14 protein-coding genes and 2 pseudogenes are annotated in these 17631 nt (G+C 51.8%); 2 read left to right on the forward strand and 14 right to left on the reverse strand.

Annotated features, from left to right (window positions below):
* Positions 1 to 4 precede the first annotated feature (4 nt).
* The 4 genes from IDM48_RS07690 to IDM48_RS07705 form a co-directional block, all read right to left on the reverse strand.
* On the reverse strand, positions 5 to 556 hold the full coding sequence (locus tag IDM48_RS07690; protein WP_190616804.1) for an adenine phosphoribosyltransferase: 552 nt from the start codon (positions 554 to 556) through the stop codon (positions 5 to 7).
* Positions 557 to 719: 163 nt separating this feature from the next.
* On the reverse strand, positions 720 to 2168 hold the full coding sequence (gene argH / locus IDM48_RS07695) for an argininosuccinate lyase (RefSeq protein WP_190616806.1): 1449 nt from the start codon (positions 2166 to 2168) through the stop codon (positions 720 to 722).
* A 75-nt stretch (positions 2169 to 2243) separates the two neighbouring features.
* The gene (locus tag IDM48_RS07700; protein WP_190616807.1) at positions 2244 to 3446 is read right to left on the reverse strand and encodes an argininosuccinate synthase; all 1203 of its coding nucleotides are present in this window, start codon (positions 3444 to 3446) and stop codon (positions 2244 to 2246) included.
* A 132-nt stretch (positions 3447 to 3578) separates the two neighbouring features.
* Positions 3579 to 5102, reverse strand: coding sequence for a long-chain-fatty-acid--CoA ligase (locus IDM48_RS07705; RefSeq protein WP_238397932.1), 1524 nt, complete (start codon positions 5100 to 5102; stop codon positions 3579 to 3581).
* Positions 5103 to 5248: 146 nt separating this feature from the next.
* On the opposite strand from IDM48_RS07705, the gene IDM48_RS07710 reads away from it, so the two are divergent.
* On the forward strand, positions 5249 to 5656 hold the full coding sequence (locus tag IDM48_RS07710; RefSeq protein ID WP_190616809.1) for an ankyrin repeat domain-containing protein: 408 nt from the start codon (positions 5249 to 5251) through the stop codon (positions 5654 to 5656).
* A gap of 62 nt (positions 5657 to 5718) precedes the next feature.
* Here the strand turns inward: IDM48_RS07710 and IDM48_RS07715 are convergent, their stop codons facing one another.
* The 4 genes and pseudogenes from IDM48_RS07715 to IDM48_RS07730 all read right to left on the reverse strand — a co-directional run.
* Entirely contained in the window at positions 5719 to 6198 is a 480-nt protein-coding gene (locus tag IDM48_RS07715; RefSeq protein WP_190616811.1) for an arginine repressor, read from the reverse strand.
* A 36-nt stretch (positions 6199 to 6234) separates the two neighbouring features.
* On the reverse strand, positions 6235 to 7167 hold the full coding sequence (gene argF, locus IDM48_RS07720) for an ornithine carbamoyltransferase (protein ID WP_190616813.1): 933 nt from the start codon (positions 7165 to 7167) through the stop codon (positions 6235 to 6237).
* A gap of 184 nt (positions 7168 to 7351) precedes the next feature.
* Positions 7352 to 8503 (reverse strand): annotated as a pseudogene (locus tag IDM48_RS07725) (aminotransferase class III-fold pyridoxal phosphate-dependent enzyme).
* Positions 8504 to 8529: 26 nt separating this feature from the next.
* Positions 8530 to 9183: pseudogene (locus IDM48_RS07730) on the reverse strand (NAD(P)-binding domain-containing protein); the annotation flags it as partial.
* Between the two features lie 128 nt (positions 9184 to 9311).
* Between IDM48_RS07730 and IDM48_RS07735 the strand changes: the two are divergent.
* On the forward strand, positions 9312 to 10292 hold the full coding sequence (locus tag IDM48_RS07735; protein ID WP_190616816.1) for a quinone oxidoreductase family protein: 981 nt from the start codon (positions 9312 to 9314) through the stop codon (positions 10290 to 10292).
* A gap of 6 nt (positions 10293 to 10298) precedes the next feature.
* Here IDM48_RS07735 and IDM48_RS07740 read toward each other — a convergent pair whose 3' ends face one another.
* The 6 genes from IDM48_RS07740 to efeB all read right to left on the reverse strand — a co-directional run bounded on the left by IDM48_RS07740 (position 10299) and on the right by efeB (position 17622).
* Positions 10299 to 10934, reverse strand: coding sequence for a hypothetical protein (locus IDM48_RS07740; protein ID WP_190616819.1), 636 nt, complete (start codon positions 10932 to 10934; stop codon positions 10299 to 10301).
* A 132-nt stretch (positions 10935 to 11066) separates the two neighbouring features.
* A complete protein-coding gene (gene pheT, locus IDM48_RS07745; RefSeq protein WP_190616821.1) occupies positions 11067 to 13619 on the reverse strand; it encodes a phenylalanine--tRNA ligase subunit beta in 2553 nt (850 codons plus the stop codon).
* 2 nt (positions 13620 to 13621) lie between these two features.
* Positions 13622 to 14746: a phenylalanine--tRNA ligase subunit alpha gene (pheS, locus tag IDM48_RS07750; RefSeq protein ID WP_145174948.1), complete on the reverse strand. Its 1125-nt coding sequence runs from the start codon at positions 14744 to 14746 to the stop codon at positions 13622 to 13624.
* A gap of 130 nt (positions 14747 to 14876) precedes the next feature.
* Positions 14877 to 15455 carry a hypothetical protein gene (locus IDM48_RS07755; protein ID WP_068168109.1) on the reverse strand — a complete coding sequence of 193 codons (579 nt, stop codon included), beginning with the start codon at positions 15453 to 15455 and terminating at the stop codon, positions 14877 to 14879.
* Between the two features lie 177 nt (positions 15456 to 15632).
* Complete coding sequence (locus tag IDM48_RS07760) at positions 15633 to 16175, reverse strand: hypothetical protein (RefSeq protein WP_190616822.1); 543 nt, start codon at positions 16173 to 16175, stop codon at positions 15633 to 15635.
* 118 nt (positions 16176 to 16293) lie between these two features.
* The gene (efeB, locus tag IDM48_RS11645) at positions 16294 to 17622 is read right to left on the reverse strand and encodes an iron uptake transporter deferrochelatase/peroxidase subunit (RefSeq protein WP_068168102.1); all 1329 of its coding nucleotides are present in this window, start codon (positions 17620 to 17622) and stop codon (positions 16294 to 16296) included.
* Positions 17623 to 17631 lie beyond the last annotated feature (9 nt).

Consider the following 17631-nt stretch of genomic DNA (forward strand, 5'->3'; position numbering starts at 1 on the left):
AAACTTATTCAGAGACAATAGATAAAGACTCAACCAGATGCGGTCCAATTGCTTCACGACCGCCTAGCCCCTCTAGCTCGAGGAGTACTCCCACACCCGCGACTTTCAGTTGCGCTTGGTCCATAAGGTTCACTGCAGCAGCAAGGGTACCGCCGGTTGCCAGCAAATCATCCACAATCAAAACGCGCGTACCGGCAGGGATATCATCCCGGTGAATCTCGATTGCAGCCGAACCGTATTCCAGCTCGTACTCCTTGGTATAGGTATCGCGAGGGAGTTTACCTGCCTTGCGAACAGTCATTACACCGGTTCCTGCACTATAGGCAATAGCAGAAGCGAGCAGGAATCCACGAGCCTCCACACCGGCTACGATGTCAAAAGTTCCTGCGAAACGTTCGGTCAGTTCATCGATGCAGCGGCGGAATACCTGCGGATTAGCAAAGAGAGTAGTGACGTCGTAGAACAAGATTCCCGGCTTAGGAAAGTCCTGAATTTGCGCGCACGCTGCGGGCACGGCGTCTCGAATGGAAAGGTTTTGAAGGTCTGCTGAAATCATCGCGGGTAAAACTTTCACACCGAAAAACGGTGATTGCTTTTATAAATGGTCAAAGAATCCTTCAAAAATTATACGCGCAGCAGGAGCCTGCGAGCTCGGAACAATCTCTGACACGCAAAACCCGTCTGCTCTCCGAGAAGAACAGGCGGGCCTTAGAAATGAGTTAGCTATTGACTATTGCAGGTCGCTCGGCAAAATCTTTAAGCTCTGCCAGTACCTTCTTCAACGCCGTTAGTTGCTCTGCCACTGCGCTAGGAGAAGTACCTCCCTGAGCAGAACGAGAATTCAAAGAACCCTCAACTGTCAAGACCTCGCGAACCTGCGGGGTCAGATGCTCAGAGATTGAAGCGAAATCTTCATCTGAAAGATCCCACAGTTCGCAGTTCTTTTCTTCGCAAACACGAACTGCTTCACCGGCAAGTTCGTGAGCCACGCGGAAAGGTACGCCTTGGCGAACCAACCACTCGGCAATATCGGTTGCCAGTGCAAACCCCTGGGGTGCTAACTCAGCTAAACGCTCAGTATTGAAGGTGAGAGTGGACATCATGCCAGACATTGCCGGTAAAAGAACTTCCAGCTGATCAATAGCATCGAAAACCGGCTCTTTATCTTCCTGCAAATCGCGGTTATAAGCCAGCGGAAGAGCCTTCAGAGTTGCAAGCAATCCTGATAAATCGCCAATGAGTCGACCGGCTTTACCGCGAGCAAGCTCTGCGATATCAGGATTCTTTTTCTGCGGCATAATCGAGGAACCGGTCGAGAACGAATCGTGCAACTTCACAAAGGAGAACTCCTTGGTTGCCCACAGAATCACTTCTTCGGCAAATCGAGAAAGATCCACAGCAATCATGGCCGCTACCCAAGCAAACTCGGCATAAACGTCCCGAGCCGCCGTGCCGTCGATCGAATTAAAAGTCGCTGATTCAAAACCCAATTCCGCAGCTACAGCCTCTGGATCAAGACCCAAGGAGGAGCCAGCCAACGCGCCAGAACCATAGGGCGAAACCGCAGCACGCGCGTCCCAATCACGCAATCGCTCCACGTCTCGGCTCAATGCCCAGGCGTGCGCCAGCAACTGATGGGACAAAAGGATAGGTTGAGCGTGCTGCAAATGAGTACGCCCAGGCATCGGCGCATAAGGATGAGCCTCAGCCTGTTCAACCAGTGCATCGATCATGTCTAAGACGCCAGAGGCGATGATGGAGGCATGATCGCGCAGATACATGCGCCCCAAGGTGGCAATCTGATCATTACGCGAACGACCAGCGCGTAATTTGCCGCCCAGCTCAGCCCCCGCACGTTCGATGAGACCTTTCTCCAATGATCCGTGCACATCTTCATCTGAGTTTGCCGGAGTGTAAGAACCATCGCGAACATCAGCTTCCAGCTGATCCAGGGCAGAAATCATCCCCGAAAGCTCAGTGTCGGTAAGCAAACCAGCTTGTTGGAGCACGCGAGCATGAGCCCGTGAACCGGCGATATCGTAAGGCGCCAGCCGCCAGTCAAACTGGGTAGATTTCGACAACGCAGCTAAAGCATCCGAAGGGCCGCCGACAAACCGACCGCCCCACAAAGCACCAGAATTTGTGCCATGTTTTTCATGAGAAGACATACAAAGACCCTAAAAACTTGGAGAAAAAACCACTAGAAATTACAGGGGCGGACTGCAACCAGCCCGCCCACAGTCCTACTTGCCCAACCGCTGATCGCGCGAAGATGCAACCTTAGAAGACATACCAAACAGTTCAATGAATCCCTTTGCCTGGGACTGATCGAAGCTGTCGCCTTCATCGTAAGTCGCCAAGTTGAAATCGTAGAGAGAGGTATCTGAACGACGTCCGGTGACAACTGCGCGTCCTGAATGCAGATCCATGCGAATCTCGCCATTGACCATCTTCTGAGTGTCATCGATAAACGCATCCAAAGACTTCTTCAGAGGGGAGAACCACTGACCGTCATACACCAACTCGGTCCAGCGCTGACCCACAGTCTTCTTGAAACGAGCCTGTTCGCGCTCAATAGTGACGTTTTCAAGTTCCTTGTGCGCAGCAATCAAAGCCATCGCGCCAGGTGCCTCATAAATTTCACGGGATTTGATACCTACTAGGCGATCTTCTACCAAATCGATACGACCAACACCCTGTGCGCCGGCACGATGGTTCATCTGCTGAATCGCCTCAAGCGGTGATACAGCCTGACCATCAATAGCTACCGGAATACCTTCTTTGAAGGTAATGACGACGGTATCGGGAGCCGGCGCGAAAGTTGGATCATCAGTGTAGTCGTAGACATCCTTGCTCGGGCCATTCCAGATGTCTTCGAGGAACCCGGTTTCCACCGCGCGCCCCCAGACGTTTTGATCAATAGAGAAGGGATTCTTCTTTGTGGTTACAATCGGCAAATTATTCTTCTCTGCATACCCAATTGCCTTTTCACGAGTCAACGCAAGGTCGCGAACGGGTGCAATGCACTTCAAGTCGGGGCCGAGAGTCTGAATGGCGACCTCAAAACGAACCTGGTCATTACCCTTGCCTGTGCAACCGTGAGCTACGGTAGTTGCCCCGAAGTCTTGAGCAGCTTTCACCAGGTGCTTAGAGATGACGGGACGCGATACCGCAGAAACTAGCGGATATGCATCCATATACAAGGCATTCGCCTTCAGCGCGGGCATGCAGTATTCGCTAGCAAATTCATCGCGGGCATCTGCCACATATGCTTCGACGGCGCCGCAGTCGAGAGCGCGCTGGCGAATAGTCTCAAGATCCTCGCCGCCCTGTCCTACGTCAACAGCAACCGCAATAACTTCTGTTCCTGTGGCCTCGCCAATCCAGCCAATTGCTACGGAGGTATCTAGACCACCTGAATATGCAAGTACTACGCGATCCTTCATCGTCATCCTTTCGTGGTCTGCCTAGGCAAACAAAAAAATTGGTTATAAATAATTATTAACATGAATCAATAATTATGCAAGTTGGAGTGACCGAAGTGAGCCCAAATTTCTTCATCTTCAAGGAAACTCATACTATTGCGCCAGCTCCCGCTTCAGGATTTTCCCCGTGGGACCCAGCGGTAAATCTTTCACGACCCGAAATTGACGAGGGTACTTATAGGACGCCAGTTTCTCTCGGCAGAGGGTGTTCAGCTCCTCAATCAAAGCATTCTGGGCAGTTATATTTAGAGCCTCCTTGGGAACAATATAGGCACAAATTTCCTCACCCACTCGCACATCCGGTACACCTACCACTGCAACCAGACGCACCCCCGCATGGGAATACATGACATCTTCAATCTCCCGCGGATACACGCTGTAACCATGCCGCAAAATCATGTCTTTAATACGGTCAACAATGAAGATATTTCCCAGCTCATCGATACGGGCCACGTCCCCCGTGGCAAACCAATCGCCGTCAAATACTTTCGCAGTTTCCTGGAGATTACCCCAGTAGCCAGCCATCACATTATCGCCTCGCACCCATAACTCGCCGGGCTCATTTGCAGGAAGTTCTTGCCCATCCTTCCCCCGCACCGCAACTTGGACTCCAGGAATCGCACGCCCCACTGAACCCACTACCAACCCAAATCGTTCTTGGTTGAAGCTGACGACGGGCGCCGTCTCAGACAAACCGTATCCTTCATAGATAGGGCATGCCAAGAGACGCGCAAAATCAGAATGCACCGATGCCGGTAAAGGAGAACCGCCAGATATCCCAAACCGGATTTTTCCGTATAAACCACTTACATCCCGTGTTTCACAGTAGGCAGCTAGGGCCGAGTACATCGAAGGTACAGCTGCGAAGACCGTAACGCCCTTCTGTTCACACAGCTCAGCTGCGGCGTCGGGAGTAAACCTTGGAAGCAAGGCAATGGATGCTCCTGCAGCGAAGACAGCATTCATAGAAACGGTCTGCCCGAAGGCATGGAAAAGCGGTAGCCCACCAAAAAATACATCATCAGAACGGTACTCAAAGAAATCTGCCACGGTGCAAGCGTTCGAAAGCAGATTCTTATGTGTCAGCACAGCACCTTTAGGTTTACCCGTAGTGCCGGAGGTATAAAGAATTACTGCAGGATCATTCTTACCCACAGCATATGAAGTCCACTCCCCTGCATCTTCTGATGATTCATCGGCGGGAAAAGTAGTATGAGCACTTATTTCTATCTGTTGAACCGCAGATATTTGGTGGCTTGAACTCTCTTGGGCGACTCTGGAGCTATCCCAGCAAATCAGCAGGCGCGCCCCCGAATCCTCTATATGAAAATTGACCTCATCGGTACTGAGTAGAGGATTCAACGGCACCACCACGGCCCCCATGCTGAGAGCAGCAAAATAAAGGACAGGCATCTGCACTACGTTCGGTAAGGAGAGGGCAACGCGATCCCCAGGGCAAACACCCAGGTGTTGCAGCCATTTCCCCGCTTGACCTACCGCTGCTTTGAGGTCTGGATAGGACATCTCAACATCACCTGTAACCAGCGCGGTTGATTCTGAAGACGAAGATTCCAGAAGATGGGCAAGATTGAACTGGAATGACTTAGAAAGTGCCACCGTTTCTCCTCTTCAAATATTCGCTGGATTCTGCCGAGCGAAATAGGTGTCAGCATCTTATGCCGTTATGGGCTTATTTTATACAGGCTATTGCATCAATTTCCTTATTATGATTTACTCATAATAAGGGAATGGAAAGGTTTCACATGCCAGTTGAATCAACAAGTTTTGAACTCAGCGATGAAGAAATTGAGTACCTCAATGCCATCTTTGATGTAGTAAGGGCCGGCCACCTTGCCAAGCTAACCTCACTACTCGACCAGGGAATCCCTGTAGATTTTACAGACGCCAAAGGGGATTCGCTTCTCATCCTTGCCGCCTATCATGAGCACACTCAGCTGGTGGAGCTCTTACTAAGCCGAGAAGCAAATATGGATGCACTCAATGACCGTGGACAGACCCCACTGGTCTGCGCAGTCTTCCGCAATAATGAAGAAATCACCAAGATCTTGCTTAACGCCGGCGCAGACCCTCAGCTAGGCCACCAAACCCCTGCAGAGGTTGCTGATTTTTTCAATTTGCCACGCATGAAAGAACTGTTAGCCGGGAAGTAGAGCCGATAGGAACGGTAAGGAACCCAATGGTGCGATGCAACCTCCTACGGTAGGCTCCACATTTACGCGGCCCATTCAAGAAATTGCTCCGCCATCTCTTCTGCTCCCATGGCGGCGCGAGTGATAACCATGACAGTGTCGTCGCCCGCGATAGTACCGAGAACACGGTCGATTCCTGCTTGATCAATGGATGACGCGAGAAATTGTGCGGCACCCGGGGGCGTGCGCAAAATAACGAGATTGCCCGAAGCTTCAGCTGTGATGAGAAGTTCCTTGAAGAGAGAAATCATACGGGCATCAATACCATCTGATGATGAGCGACGGACCGGATGATTAGGCACAGCATAAATAAGACCTGATTTTTCGTCCCGTACGCGTTCTGCCCCAATTTCTACAAGATCTCGGGAAAGCGTAGCTTGAGTGACCTTGACGCCGTCGTTGGTCAACAATTGCGCAAGGTCTGCTTGCGAGCGCACTCGGTGGCTGGAAAGCAGGTCTACGATGCGCGCTTGCCTCGCGGTTTTGGTGGAAGGGATTGCCATCTATTTGTTCCTCGTATGCGAAGTGATTTTTTATTATTATCGGGTAATTGATTCTTCAAGTAAAAATGTGAGAAGTGCTTTTTGGGCGTGTAGCCGGTTTTCGGCTTCGTCCCACACCACTGATTGGGGGCCGTCTATGACGTCAGCGGCGACTTCGAAGCCTCGATAGGCGGGTAGGCAGTGCATAAAGATTGCATGATCGTTCGCCTGAGCCATTGCTCCGGAATCTACTTGATAGGGGCGGAAGATGCTTTCGCGTTGACCTTTTTCTTCCTCTTGCCCCATTGATATCCAAGTATCGGTAATGACAACATCGGCTCCCTGCAGTGCTTCCTCGGGGCTATCGGTGATGAGAATGGTGGCGCCGGTTTCTCCAGCCCGCTGATGTGCTTCCTGAACAACGGTTGAATCGGGTTGATAATCGGCAGGACCAGCAATATGGACGTTCATTCCCGCCGTCACTCCCCCCAGCAGGTAGGAGTGCGCCATGTTGTTGGCTGCATCGCCCAGGTAAGCCAGAGTCTTGCCCCTCAAATCACCTAGATTTTCTTGCATGGTTTGAAGGTCTGCAAGTATTTGGCAGGGATGATATCGGTCAGAAAGTGCGTTAACGACAGGCACTGTTGCATGTGCCGCCATCTTTTCCAGCCCTTCCTGCGCGGAAGTTCGCCAGACAATAGCAGAGGCCATATGAGTAAGTACCCGAGATGTATCTTCAATAGATTCTTTATGACCAAGTTGGGATTCACCCGAGTCCATCACCAGCGGGAAACCCCCCATTTCAGTAATTCCCGTGGCAAATGAGACGCGAGTTCGAGTGGAGGTCTTGTCGAAAATTACCACAACTGTTTGGGGGCCACTAAGCGGTTGCTGAGAAAACCGATCAGCTTTAAACTCTGCTGCTAGACGCAGCACGCGAGCCTGCTCCGTGGGCGTGAGATCTGTGTCTTTCAGAAAGTGTCGAACCATGATTTTCTCCTGTTTATACATGCACCAATTAGTTTATGAATCGGCACTCTCAATAATTATAAGGCTAGGTAGCGATATTTATGCACTATATGCATACAAAATCTATTTGCTTAGGACGCCGCGGCTTCAGCGATAATTGACCCCAGAGCATCAGCAAAACTACTCAGCTCGGCAGCGCTGATAATCAGGGGCGGGGCAATACGTAAAGTTTTCGCATCCGTTGCGTTGAGGATAAAGCCTTTTTCGCGGGCAATATATACGCAGCGAGGAGCCAGGGGGCGCCGGATGCTGTAGCATCTGACTCCAGCTGAATTCCAATCAGGAAACCCGCACCGCTGGTACTTACTACCCCTACTACTTTTTCAATGTGCGCTCGCACGCTGTCACCCAGATGCTGAGCTGATGCCAGTAGATTCTCTTCTTCAATCACCGAGAGAGTCGCCAATGCTGCAGCGCATGCCAGCGGGTTACCGCCAAAGGTAGTTCCGTGCATCCCTGCTTGCAAAATCGAAAGATTTTCTGCCCCGTTCACTAGCAAAGCGCCGATAGGGAACCCGCCCCCAAGGCCCTTAGCCAGGGTGATCGCATCGGGCATAGACTGCGCGTCAAGTTCGCGGGTACATTCCAACCAACGGCCAGTGCGGCCCATCCCCGTTTGTACCTCGTCCACAATGAGGAACGCGTTCTTCTGACGGGTAAGTTCGCGCGCTTTCTACAGGTAGCCACCGGGAAGCGGCAACACTCCGGCTTCTCCTTGAATAGGCTCTACAAATAATGCTGCAACATCATCCGTGAGGTTTTCTTCTAAAGCCTCAATCGTTGCAGGAATATGATTAATTCCTGCGGGCAACGGTTCAAAAGGCTCACGATAAGCAGGCTTCCACGTCAGCGACAACGCACCGACCGTTCGTCCATGGAATATATGGTCAAGTGCAAGAATAGTCTTTTTTCCGTGCTGGTTGGCAAAACGACGGGCGAGTTTATAGGCGGCTTCGTTCGCCTCGGTTCCCGAGTTGCAGAAAAAAGCTTGAACGGGTTCAGCGGAATTAAAAAGCTCAGAGAGCTTGTTACCCAGAGCAAGCTGCTGAGGCGTGGTAAAGAGATTATAAATATGAGCTAGTCGATTTGCCTGTTCATTGACGGCTTTCACCCGCATAGGGTGGACATACCCCAAGGCGTTGACGGCAATTCCCGCCAGCAAATCAAGATAGCGTTTGCCGTTGACATCCTCAAGAAGACAACCGTTTCCTTTTTCAATCACCAACCCCGGATCACCAAAGACCCCCAGCAGATCTTGGTGGTACTGATCCATTAATGATTTTTGCATATCAGTCATAGCGAAGTTCCTCGAATCGACGTAGATTCAATCCCAGGTGTATGCCGGTGCATTCCACCTACCCCATAGGGACTCATAGATCCCATGGATTCGGAACCCAACAAATGAGGTTTCAAGCTCTTGCCCGCGCCGCTTACTCCTGATGCGGCTACGATAACGACGTCGTCCACCTCCAGTAGCTGCCCCTGAAACCCCGGCAGCAACGCAAGAATACTTGCGGTGGGATAGCAACCTGGCACTGCAATGCGCTTCGTGTTTTCTAGATTTTCCCGTTGCTTCTGACCCCTAGGAAAGGTGAACTCAGGCAGCCCGTAGGGCCATGACCCTGCGTATTCAGTGCCGTAGTACTGCTTCCAGTCAGCAGCGTTGATGAGTCGGTAGTCGGCCCCTGCATCGATGACCAGTGTATCTTCACTGAGTTCTGCGGCTAGTTCTCCCGATGCACCGTGCGGTAGGGCGAGAAAGACGACCTCGTGCCCCCGTAAAGCGTCCGCAGTAGTTTCCTGCAACACCATCGTCGAATACTTTCGCAGGTGCGGTGCTATTTCTCCCAGTCGTTGACCTGCTTGGCTGTTGGCGCACACAGTTTTTACGTCTACCTCGGAGTGGGAGGTGAGCAAACGAAGAACTTTGCCACCTGCGTACCCGGTGGCACCTGAGACTGCAACTGAAAGTGTCATGGAGCCACCATAACGCACATTTATACGAATATAAACATATTTATTCATATATTTTGGCGTTTATATCAATATTCCTTTTTCTTGCGTGCATACTCAAACCGTTAGGGTGCTGGAGTAGTCTAGAACACATGAATACTTCACAGACTCAAAACGTTGTCCTTGTCCAAGAAACTGGAGACCCGAGCGTCCTGCGCCCATCGCAAGCTCCTGTGCCCCCTCCTGGCGCCCACGAACTGTTAGTCAAAACGCGCGCTACCGGGGTCAACTTTATAGAAACCTACCAACGAGCCGGCGTCTATTCGGTAAAGCTCCCTTTCATACCTGGTGGAGAGGCATGCGGAATCGTAGAAGCGGTGGGTGATCAGGTGAGCGAATTTTCTGTAGGCGATCGAATAACTACCGCTTCAGCTACCCAAACCTACGGGGAATTCTTTACCGTACCCGAAGAATTTGCCGCTGCCGTTCCAGACGAGATTTCAGATGAGATTGCCGCAGCGCTCCCCCTACAAGGCATGACTGCTCACTATCTCACCCGCTCAACCTTTGCCGTCAACCCCGAACACACCGTTCTCCTCCACGCAGGAGCAGGCGGGGTAGGAGGAATAGCGATTCAACTACTCAAGTCAATCGGCGCTACGGTTATTACTACCGTCTCCATCGAAGAAAAGAAACGCATCGCGCTCAACCACGGCGCAGATCATGTGCTCTTCTACGACAACTTTGCCGAAGAAACCCTAGAAATTACTCAAGGCAAAGGTGTGGACGTCGCCTACGACTCAGTAGGCAAAACAACATTTGACCAAACCCTCAAAACCCTCAAGACGCGCGGAACCGCCGTCCTCTTCGGGGGCGCATCCGGGCAAGTACCGCCCTTTGACCTCCAACAGCTAAATGCCTTAGGTTCGCTGTACGTTACCCGTCCCACCCTGGCTCACTACACGCTCAACCGCCCTGAATTCCTGTGGAGAATGAATGAGCTCTTTGACCGTATTCTGGCCAAAGAGCTCACTGTTACTATTGATCAAATTTTTCCTCTGACTCAAGCAAGCCAAGCCCACGAATATCTTGAAGGGCGGCATACTCGTGGAAAAGTCTTGCTCATGCCTTAGATGAGACTAGTCAAGGTCTTCCTCAGCACGAGCGCGACGGTTGAGGAAGATCGCCGCAAAAACACCAGCTGCAAAAACAACGACGGCACCAATCAGCGACGCCCAGCCCATAATCTGCTGCTGAGAAACGAGAGAAGAAGTAACGGGTTTGAGGCTACCTTTTTCGCCTGTTCGCACAACTTCAACCTGGTGATCTCCGGTTTTAGCCAGAAGAGCATCGACGTCCTTGTCAAAATCGCCCTCAACCGAACCGTTTTGAGTTCCGCGGAACTGAACCGTCTCACCCGGCTGAATCTTCTTTGAATCATTCAGGTTAGAAACATAGGTAATTTCTTTGAGCTGGTCATCTGCAGGAACCGCGCCGCTATAGATAGCCACATTAGATTTGGTCTGCAGGTCAGGAGTCAAATCAACATATGTGCCGCTCATGACCCAGCTCTTGTCCTCATATCCCTTGTTCTGATTAGCTTCGGAAAGCTGGCGGATTCCCAAAACGCAGAGGAAAATTGCCACAATGGTTGCCAAAAGCACCATTGCCACAGTCAACCAGCGTCCGCGATTATCTACCTCGTTTTCATAGACATCATCTTCTGCCATCTCAAAGAAAGAATCGTTGTCTATTTCCTGAGGTTCGTGAACCATAAAAATACTCCAAAATTTAAGGTGCTTGGGGGGCTAATACTACAGTCTACAAGGGATAACTGAAAAAAGGCGGTGTTCTTCGGTTGAAGAACACCGCCCTATCCTCCTTCAAAGAAGAGAATCCAAGGATTTTTAGCCGCGCAAAACTGCTCCAAAACGTTCGGCAGCAACTGCAATAGCAGCTTCACGAGATGCCGAGGCTTCTTCGGCAGTGAGCGTGCGATCGTCAGCACGGAAACGTAGCGCAAATGCTACAGATTTCTTGCCCTCTTCGATTCCCACCCCCCGATAATCGTCAAAGACCCGAATATCTTCCAGCAAATCTCCTGCGCCTTCAGCGAGAGCAGCTGAGATTTCTGCAGCGGGAACGGTAGCGTCAACGATTAACGCTACGTCCTGGTTAGTTGCGGGGTAACCGAAGATACCGTATGCCTCCACCCGGTCGGATTTGTCGTTGAGCATACGAGTGAAATCAACTTCGAAGGCACAGGTGCGCTCCGGCAAATCGTTATCCTTGAGTAGCTTGGGGTGAAGTTCCCCCGCGAATCCTAAGGTTTCACCCTCAGAGTTGCGCAATTCTGCCGTTCTACCTGGATGAAACGCCTGGTGCGTTCCCTGAACCACACTGATTTCTGCCCCTGTTGCATCTGCAATCAGCTGAACTGCATCCAATGCATCGCGCCAATCGTAGGCACGAGCCGTGGTTCCCGGCATTTCAGCGTGCTCATTTCCTGCAAACAAACCGGCAACGTAGCGCGGCTGAAAGGGAATACCAGCGTTGAGATCGGCCAAGACGTCGTCACCAGGTTTGGCGCCCAGCCCTGGAATATGTGTTGAACCGGTCTGAGAACCGGGAATAAATACATGCCCCGATTCAAAGATCGCCAGGTTCTTGAAGCCACGAGAAAGGTTTCGTTTGAGTACCTCTACCAAACCGGGCATCAGAGAACGGCGCAGCCATGCCTGGGTCTCAGCAATGGGGTTTGCCAGCTTAATAGACTCAAGCTTCTGCCCCGCCTCGGGAGTCGCCCAAAGGTTATTAGCAGTCTGTGCAACGAAGGGGTATGCCTGAACTTCAGTCATACCTGCCACGGCAAGCGCATCGAGCACCCGACGCCGCGCGACTTGCTCGTCGGTGTAACCGCGACCGGGAGGAGCAACGGGAAGGGTAGAAGGAATCTTGTCATAACCTACCAGGCGAGCGATTTCCTCGGTGAGATCTTCCTTATCGGCAATATCTGGTCGCCACGAAGGAGCTGTCACCTTGAAGTTTTCCCCGGAGGATACTACTTCGGCACCGATTTCAGTGAGAGCATCAACAATTTGAGCTTCCGAGTACTCTACGCCAACTCGCGCAGAGGTGTAACCGGTAGGCAGCTCGATGGGTTCGTTCTCCACCGTGTTATTGAAATCGGTGACACCTTCTTCCACCGTTGCCCCTGCAAGTTCAACCAAAAGGTCAACCGCTCGCTGAGCTGCTGCTGCTTGCAGCTTGAAGTCCACTCCGCGTTCAAAACGCTTTGAAGCATCGGATGAAAGCTTGTGGCGGCGAGAGGTACGAGCGATGGACACCTCATCGAAACGAGCAGCTTCAATAATGATGGTGGTGGTGTCCGACGAAGTTTCCGTGGTCGCCCCGCCCATCACGCCAGCAAGACCAATAGGGCCTGACTGATCGCAGATGAGCAAATCTTCGGTGTTCAGTTCCCGAGTCTTATCGTCGAGTGTCGTGAGCTTTTCACCGGTGCGCGCCCGGCGAACGACGATTCCGCCGTCCAGTTTGTCTGCATCGTAAAAGTGCAGGGGCTGTCCGGTCTCCAGCATCACGTAGTTTGAGATATCAACGGGAAGCGAAATGGAGCGGACACCAGCCAAGCGGAGTCGGGAGGACATCCAGGTGGGGGTCGGTGCAGCGGAATTTACTCCGGAAACCTGTCGCGCTACAAAGCGTGTGCAACCAACGTTCCCGTGGATGGGCGCCTCATCGGAGATTTCGACAGGCAATCCCGAGTTATTTGCAGCAGGTGCGCGCTCTGCCAGGTCCAATACAAAATCTTCAAACTCAGTGTGAGTGGCGTGGCAGTATTCACGGGCGATTCCTCGGATTGAAAAGGCGTAACCGCGATCCGGTGTCACGTTAACTTCAGCGGCCTGATCGTAGAGCCCCAAAAGTTCCATAGCATCCGTACCGATTTCTGGATCTAACCCGATATCTGAAAGTACGAGGATACCGTTGTGGTCATCGCCGATGCCCAGTTCGCGTACCGAAGCAATCATGCCGGCGGACTTATGCCCGTAGGTCTTACGAGCGGTAATCGCGAATCCGCCGGGCAGAACAGCGCCAGGAAGAGTAACAACGACCTTGTCCCCTACCTTGAAATTATGGGCGCCACAGATAATGCCCTGAACGCCTGATTCTTCGATTCCTTTTCCAGTGAGAGTCTGAGGCTGCCCTTCAGGAACAACCCGAACCTGGCACCAGTTCACTGTCTTACCGTTGGAGTGAGTTTCCGGTTCCATCGAAAGAACCTGACCCACCACAATCGGGCCGGAAAGTTCATCGGTGGGGCGGTGAACAGCTTCTTCTTCAAAGCCGACGGTCACTAGAGTTTCCATGACGTCTTCGGCAGTTGCATCTGCAGGGACCGGTGCGTATTCACGCAACCAAGAAAGTGGGATACGCATTATTAAATCTCCATTCCGAACTGCTGGCTGAAGCGAATGTCGCCTTCGATGATGTCGTGCATGTCGGGAACATCGTTACGGAACATCAGAGTTCTCTCGATACCCATGCCAAATGCGAAGCCTGAATAGACTTCAGGATCAATACCCGCGGCGCGCAATACATTGGGGTGCACCATGCCGCAGCCGCCCCATTCAATCCACTGGGGTCCGCCCTTAGCGCCGGGATGCCAGAGGTCCAGCTCAGCAGATGGTTCGGTAAAAGGGAAGTAGTTAGGACGCAGGCGAATTTTCGCTTCGGGGCCAAACATTTCTTTCACCATGTGGTTCAACGTGCCTTTGAGATGGGCCATAGTCAGTCCCTTGTCAACAGCCAGACCTTCAATCTGGTGGAAGACCGGGGTGTGGGTAGCGTCTAGTTCATCGGTGCGGTACACGCGACCGGGGCAGACGACGTAGACGGGCAACTCGCGGGTCAACAACGAGCGCATCTGAACCGGAGACGTATGAGTACGAAGGAGCAGGTGTGCTTCTGCAGGTTCGATGAAGAAAGTATCTTGTAGTTCGCGCGCGGGGTGATCCGGCTTGAAGTTCAAGGAATCGAAGTTGAACCATTCGGATTCGATTTCTGGGCCGTCTGCAACTTCCCAGCCCATCGCCACGAAAGTATCGGTGAGGCGTTCCTGGAGAATACCCAAGGGGTGGCGTCCGCCTAGGGGGCGGCGAGGTGATGCTGCGGTGACGTCGACCGCTTCTTCCACAAGAATGCGAGCGTCGCGTTCTTCTTCTAGTTCGTGAGTGCGAGCATCAATTGCTTTGGTGAGGCGGCCGCGGGCTTGACCCATGAGCTTGCCAACCTCAGCTTTGTGTTCTTTGCTCAATTCGCGCATCTGCTTGTTGGCAAGGGTAAATGAACCCTTATCCCCCAAGAATGCCAAACGTGTTTCTTTCAGCTCGTCGAAAGAAGCTGAATGTTCTTTGATTGCTGTGTTGGCTCGTTCAAATTCGTCGGTAAATGCCTGACGAACGGTGTCGAGCCCGTTCTCAGAACTTTCCAGAACATCTTTGATATTCGCCAGAATCCGATATGATTCGGGCGTATTTGCGTTCTGGGGCAAAGATTCGCTCATGAATTACTCATCTCTTAACGCGGTGGCTGGGTGCTGAGCCCAGTTTCATTCGTTCCCTAGTTTAGTAGGTGGGCGCAAGTCTTGCGATTCGCGCCCACCTACTGGTTCAAAAGATGAGCTAACTCAAACTTTATTTACGCAGTCCACGATGGAGCTTGGGCTGGTTAGTCTGATAGAGCCAGATGCAGTTGAAGAGTACGACGCCCGAGCAAAGTACTGCCGCAATTACACCGAGAATGTTTCCGCTGAAAAAACCGAAGACTGCCCAAATAATCCCCATCACGATTCCGATGAGAGAAAAAGCAATGCCAATCATACGCCCGTTATTTTCGCGGCGGTTCATGAGATAGGCAACGAGCCCGTAAAGGAAGAGGGCAGTAATCACCTGGCAGACTCCGGCAGCAATGGCTGCGCCGGAGGATAGGTTACCAATTCTTGCAGCAATTTGAGCATTTTGCGTAAATCCCAAGATGATGGCACCTACGAAACAAAGAGCAGACCCCAACAAAACCCACTGAGATTTCTGGATAGCGGGGTTCGGAGTACGTGGCGAGGGGCTAAAGGCGTACCCTGCGTTGGTTGCAAACGGATTGATTGCCTGGTCTTGCTGCTTGGAGAAACCTTGGTCTTGGTAGGTGTTGTAGTCCCCGTACGTCGAACTAGTTCCATAACCGCTTTCGTGTAGTAATTCAGTTTTAGACGGTGCCATTGTATTTTCCCAACGCTTGAAGTACGTAGTTTTGTCCTTTAAGGGTATCGACCGAAACCCATTGTTGCATCATTGATTCCAAATATTTTGAGCATATTTTTCGTGCTTAAATACTTCATCCCCGCTGGGGCGGGGATGAAGTGGTGAGGAGGCCCTCGTAGGTCACGCGGGGTTTGGTTAGACCAAGTTAGCTTTCGTATCAGAGTGGAATGCACGCATCAGCCAGAAAATATTGACGATAAAAAATGCCAGATACACGATGGTGGAAAGCAGCCCCCACGGCATCTCGATAAAGAGCAAACTAAAGATACCGAAGAAAGCACCGATAGTGCCCAAGATACAAAACACGATGCCGGTGATTCGACCAGATTTTTTACCCTTCTTGATTAGGCTGTACACCAGGGCGTAGAGCGCAAGGCCAACGACCAGACCCAAGATACCGCCAAGGAGGGGATCCGTCTGAAAAGCTCCGGAGTCGCTACTGGCGCTCAGCGTAATCCCCGACTCTTGAACAGGCGTAAAAATACCCAAAATCTGAGTGAGGGCGAAGATCGCAGCGGACCCTAGAGTAAGAGACAGTAAGGACTTCACACGAGGATGCTGTCCGGGGGGATAGATTGCACCCGTGGCGGGATAGTTATTTTCGATGGATATAGCCTGAGTATCACTCGGTGCGTGGCTATAACCGGGGTTTTGGTTCTGAGGTGGAGGAATAGACACAGTGAACTCCTGATATCGGCGTTGTGCTTCATTGCACAAACTGAATAAGTATGTGATTTATAAAATACCTTAAGTACGCCGTTACCAGGAGTTTTCGCCGTTTCGTTACGCCGTCGTCTCAATCAATAGCGATTTTCGCCGCTTTGAATAAACCTGATGCAATGAAATCATTCTCGTCTTTGCAACCCGGTGGGATAGCAAACAACGCATTTGAAGTATGACGTAAGTATTCGCTCAGTGCATCAGAACGCATCATCGTGCGCAATAGCGGAACAAAATGAGTGCGAGGATCCCGCACATAGGCTATGAAAAACAGCCCCGCATCAAGGTGGCCCAAACCATCGGTGCCATCCGTATAGTTGAATCCGCGACGAAGCATCTGCACTCCCCCATTCATCTGCGGGTGCATCAGTCGAACGTGAGAATCAACCGGAATAATCGGCCCCTTTTTGCCCTGCATGTCGAACTGGGGAGCATCAAATTCGCCTCCGCCAGAAAGCGGCGCGCCACTGACTTTAGTGCGGCCCACGATATCTTCCTGCTCCTGAAGAGGCGCCCTATCCCAGGTTTCAATCATCATGCGGATTCGACGCACGGCACAATATGAGCCGCTTGCCATCCACTGGGCAGGTTCCTTCTCATCCTGGGTATCCACCCACACGTGTTCTTGAAGAAGCTCCGGCTCTTCAGTTTTAAGATTGGCAGTACCATCCTTAAACCCAAACAAATTGCGCGGAGTTGCCTGCTGGGTACTGGTGGAGGACGTGCGCCCAAACCCTAGCTGACTCCACTTAACGACCGCGCGTCCTGAAGCAATACGCACCAAATTACGAATAGCGTGCACGGCAACCTGAGGATCATCGGCACACGCTTGAATGCACAAATCACCACCGCTACGAGCCTCTTCCAACATGTCCCCACTCATATGGGGCACGTCAATGAGACCCTCGGGCATGTGGTCTTTCAGACCGAACCGATCGTTACCTTGCTCATCAACAAATAGAGATCGACCTAGCCCAAAGGTGATACTCAGGTGCGAAGCAGAAAGGTCTAGCGCTTCACCGGTGTCATCCGGCGGCGCTTTATAGGAGGTTTCCTCCCCCACCGGTTGCCCCGACATCAACCGCGCGCTCGCCTCAGACCAGTCTTTAAAGAGCTTAACCAGCTGCTCCACTTTCTCGGTCTTGACCGTCAACCCCACAAAATGAAGGCGGTCTTGCACAGGGGTATCTATTCCAGGCTGGTGTTCGCCCCAAAACTCGTAGGAGTCGGAAACAGTTTCCTCGGATGAGTTCTGGTGGTTTCCCCAGGCATAGCCGCCCGCCACCGCGCCGGTGAGCGCAGCTGCTCCAGCCACACCCCCGAAGACAGCTCGACGACTGACGCCTGAAGTTTTTTCGTCAGACGATGAAACAGGCTGGTGAATGGGATTCGGTTCAGTATTCATGGGATTCTT

Source organism: Rothia amarae (genome assembly GCF_014705945.2).
Taxonomy (GTDB): Bacteria; Actinomycetota; Actinomycetes; order Actinomycetales; family Micrococcaceae; genus Rothia; species Rothia amarae.

What these genes read in the sequence shown, in the direction of transcription:
- IDM48_RS07715 (WP_190616811.1), bottom strand. Translation starts at nt 6,198, where the DNA reads ATGGCAATCCCTTCCACCAAAACCGCGAGGCAAGCGCGCATCGTAGAC.
- IDM48_RS07710 (WP_190616809.1), top strand. Translation starts at nt 5,249, where the DNA reads ATGCCAGTTGAATCAACAAGTTTTGAACTCAGCGATGAAGAAATTGAG.
- IDM48_RS07735 (WP_190616816.1), top strand. Translation starts at nt 9,312, where the DNA reads ATGAATACTTCACAGACTCAAAACGTTGTCCTTGTCCAAGAAACTGGA.
- IDM48_RS07740 (WP_190616819.1), bottom strand. Translation starts at nt 10,934, where the DNA reads ATGGTTCACGAACCTCAGGAAATAGACAACGATTCTTTCTTTGAGATG.
- pheT (WP_190616821.1), bottom strand. Translation starts at nt 13,619, where the DNA reads ATGCGTATCCCACTTTCTTGGTTGCGTGAATACGCACCGGTCCCTGCA.
- IDM48_RS07700 (WP_190616807.1), bottom strand. Translation starts at nt 3,446, where the DNA reads ATGAAGGATCGCGTAGTACTTGCATATTCAGGTGGTCTAGATACCTCC.
- argF (WP_190616813.1), bottom strand. Translation starts at nt 7,167, where the DNA reads ATGGTTCGACACTTTCTGAAAGACACAGATCTCACGCCCACGGAGCAG.
- pheS (WP_145174948.1), bottom strand. Translation starts at nt 14,746, where the DNA reads ATGAGCGAATCTTTGCCCCAGAACGCAAATACGCCCGAATCATATCGG.
- efeB (WP_068168102.1), bottom strand. Translation starts at nt 17,622, where the DNA reads ATGAATACTGAACCGAATCCCATTCACCAGCCTGTTTCATCGTCTGAC.
- argH (WP_190616806.1), bottom strand. Translation starts at nt 2,168, where the DNA reads ATGTCTTCTCATGAAAAACATGGCACAAATTCTGGTGCTTTGTGGGGC.
- IDM48_RS07755 (WP_068168109.1), bottom strand. Translation starts at nt 15,455, where the DNA reads ATGGCACCGTCTAAAACTGAATTACTACACGAAAGCGGTTATGGAACT.
- IDM48_RS07690 (WP_190616804.1), bottom strand. Translation starts at nt 556, where the DNA reads ATGATTTCAGCAGACCTTCAAAACCTTTCCATTCGAGACGCCGTGCCC.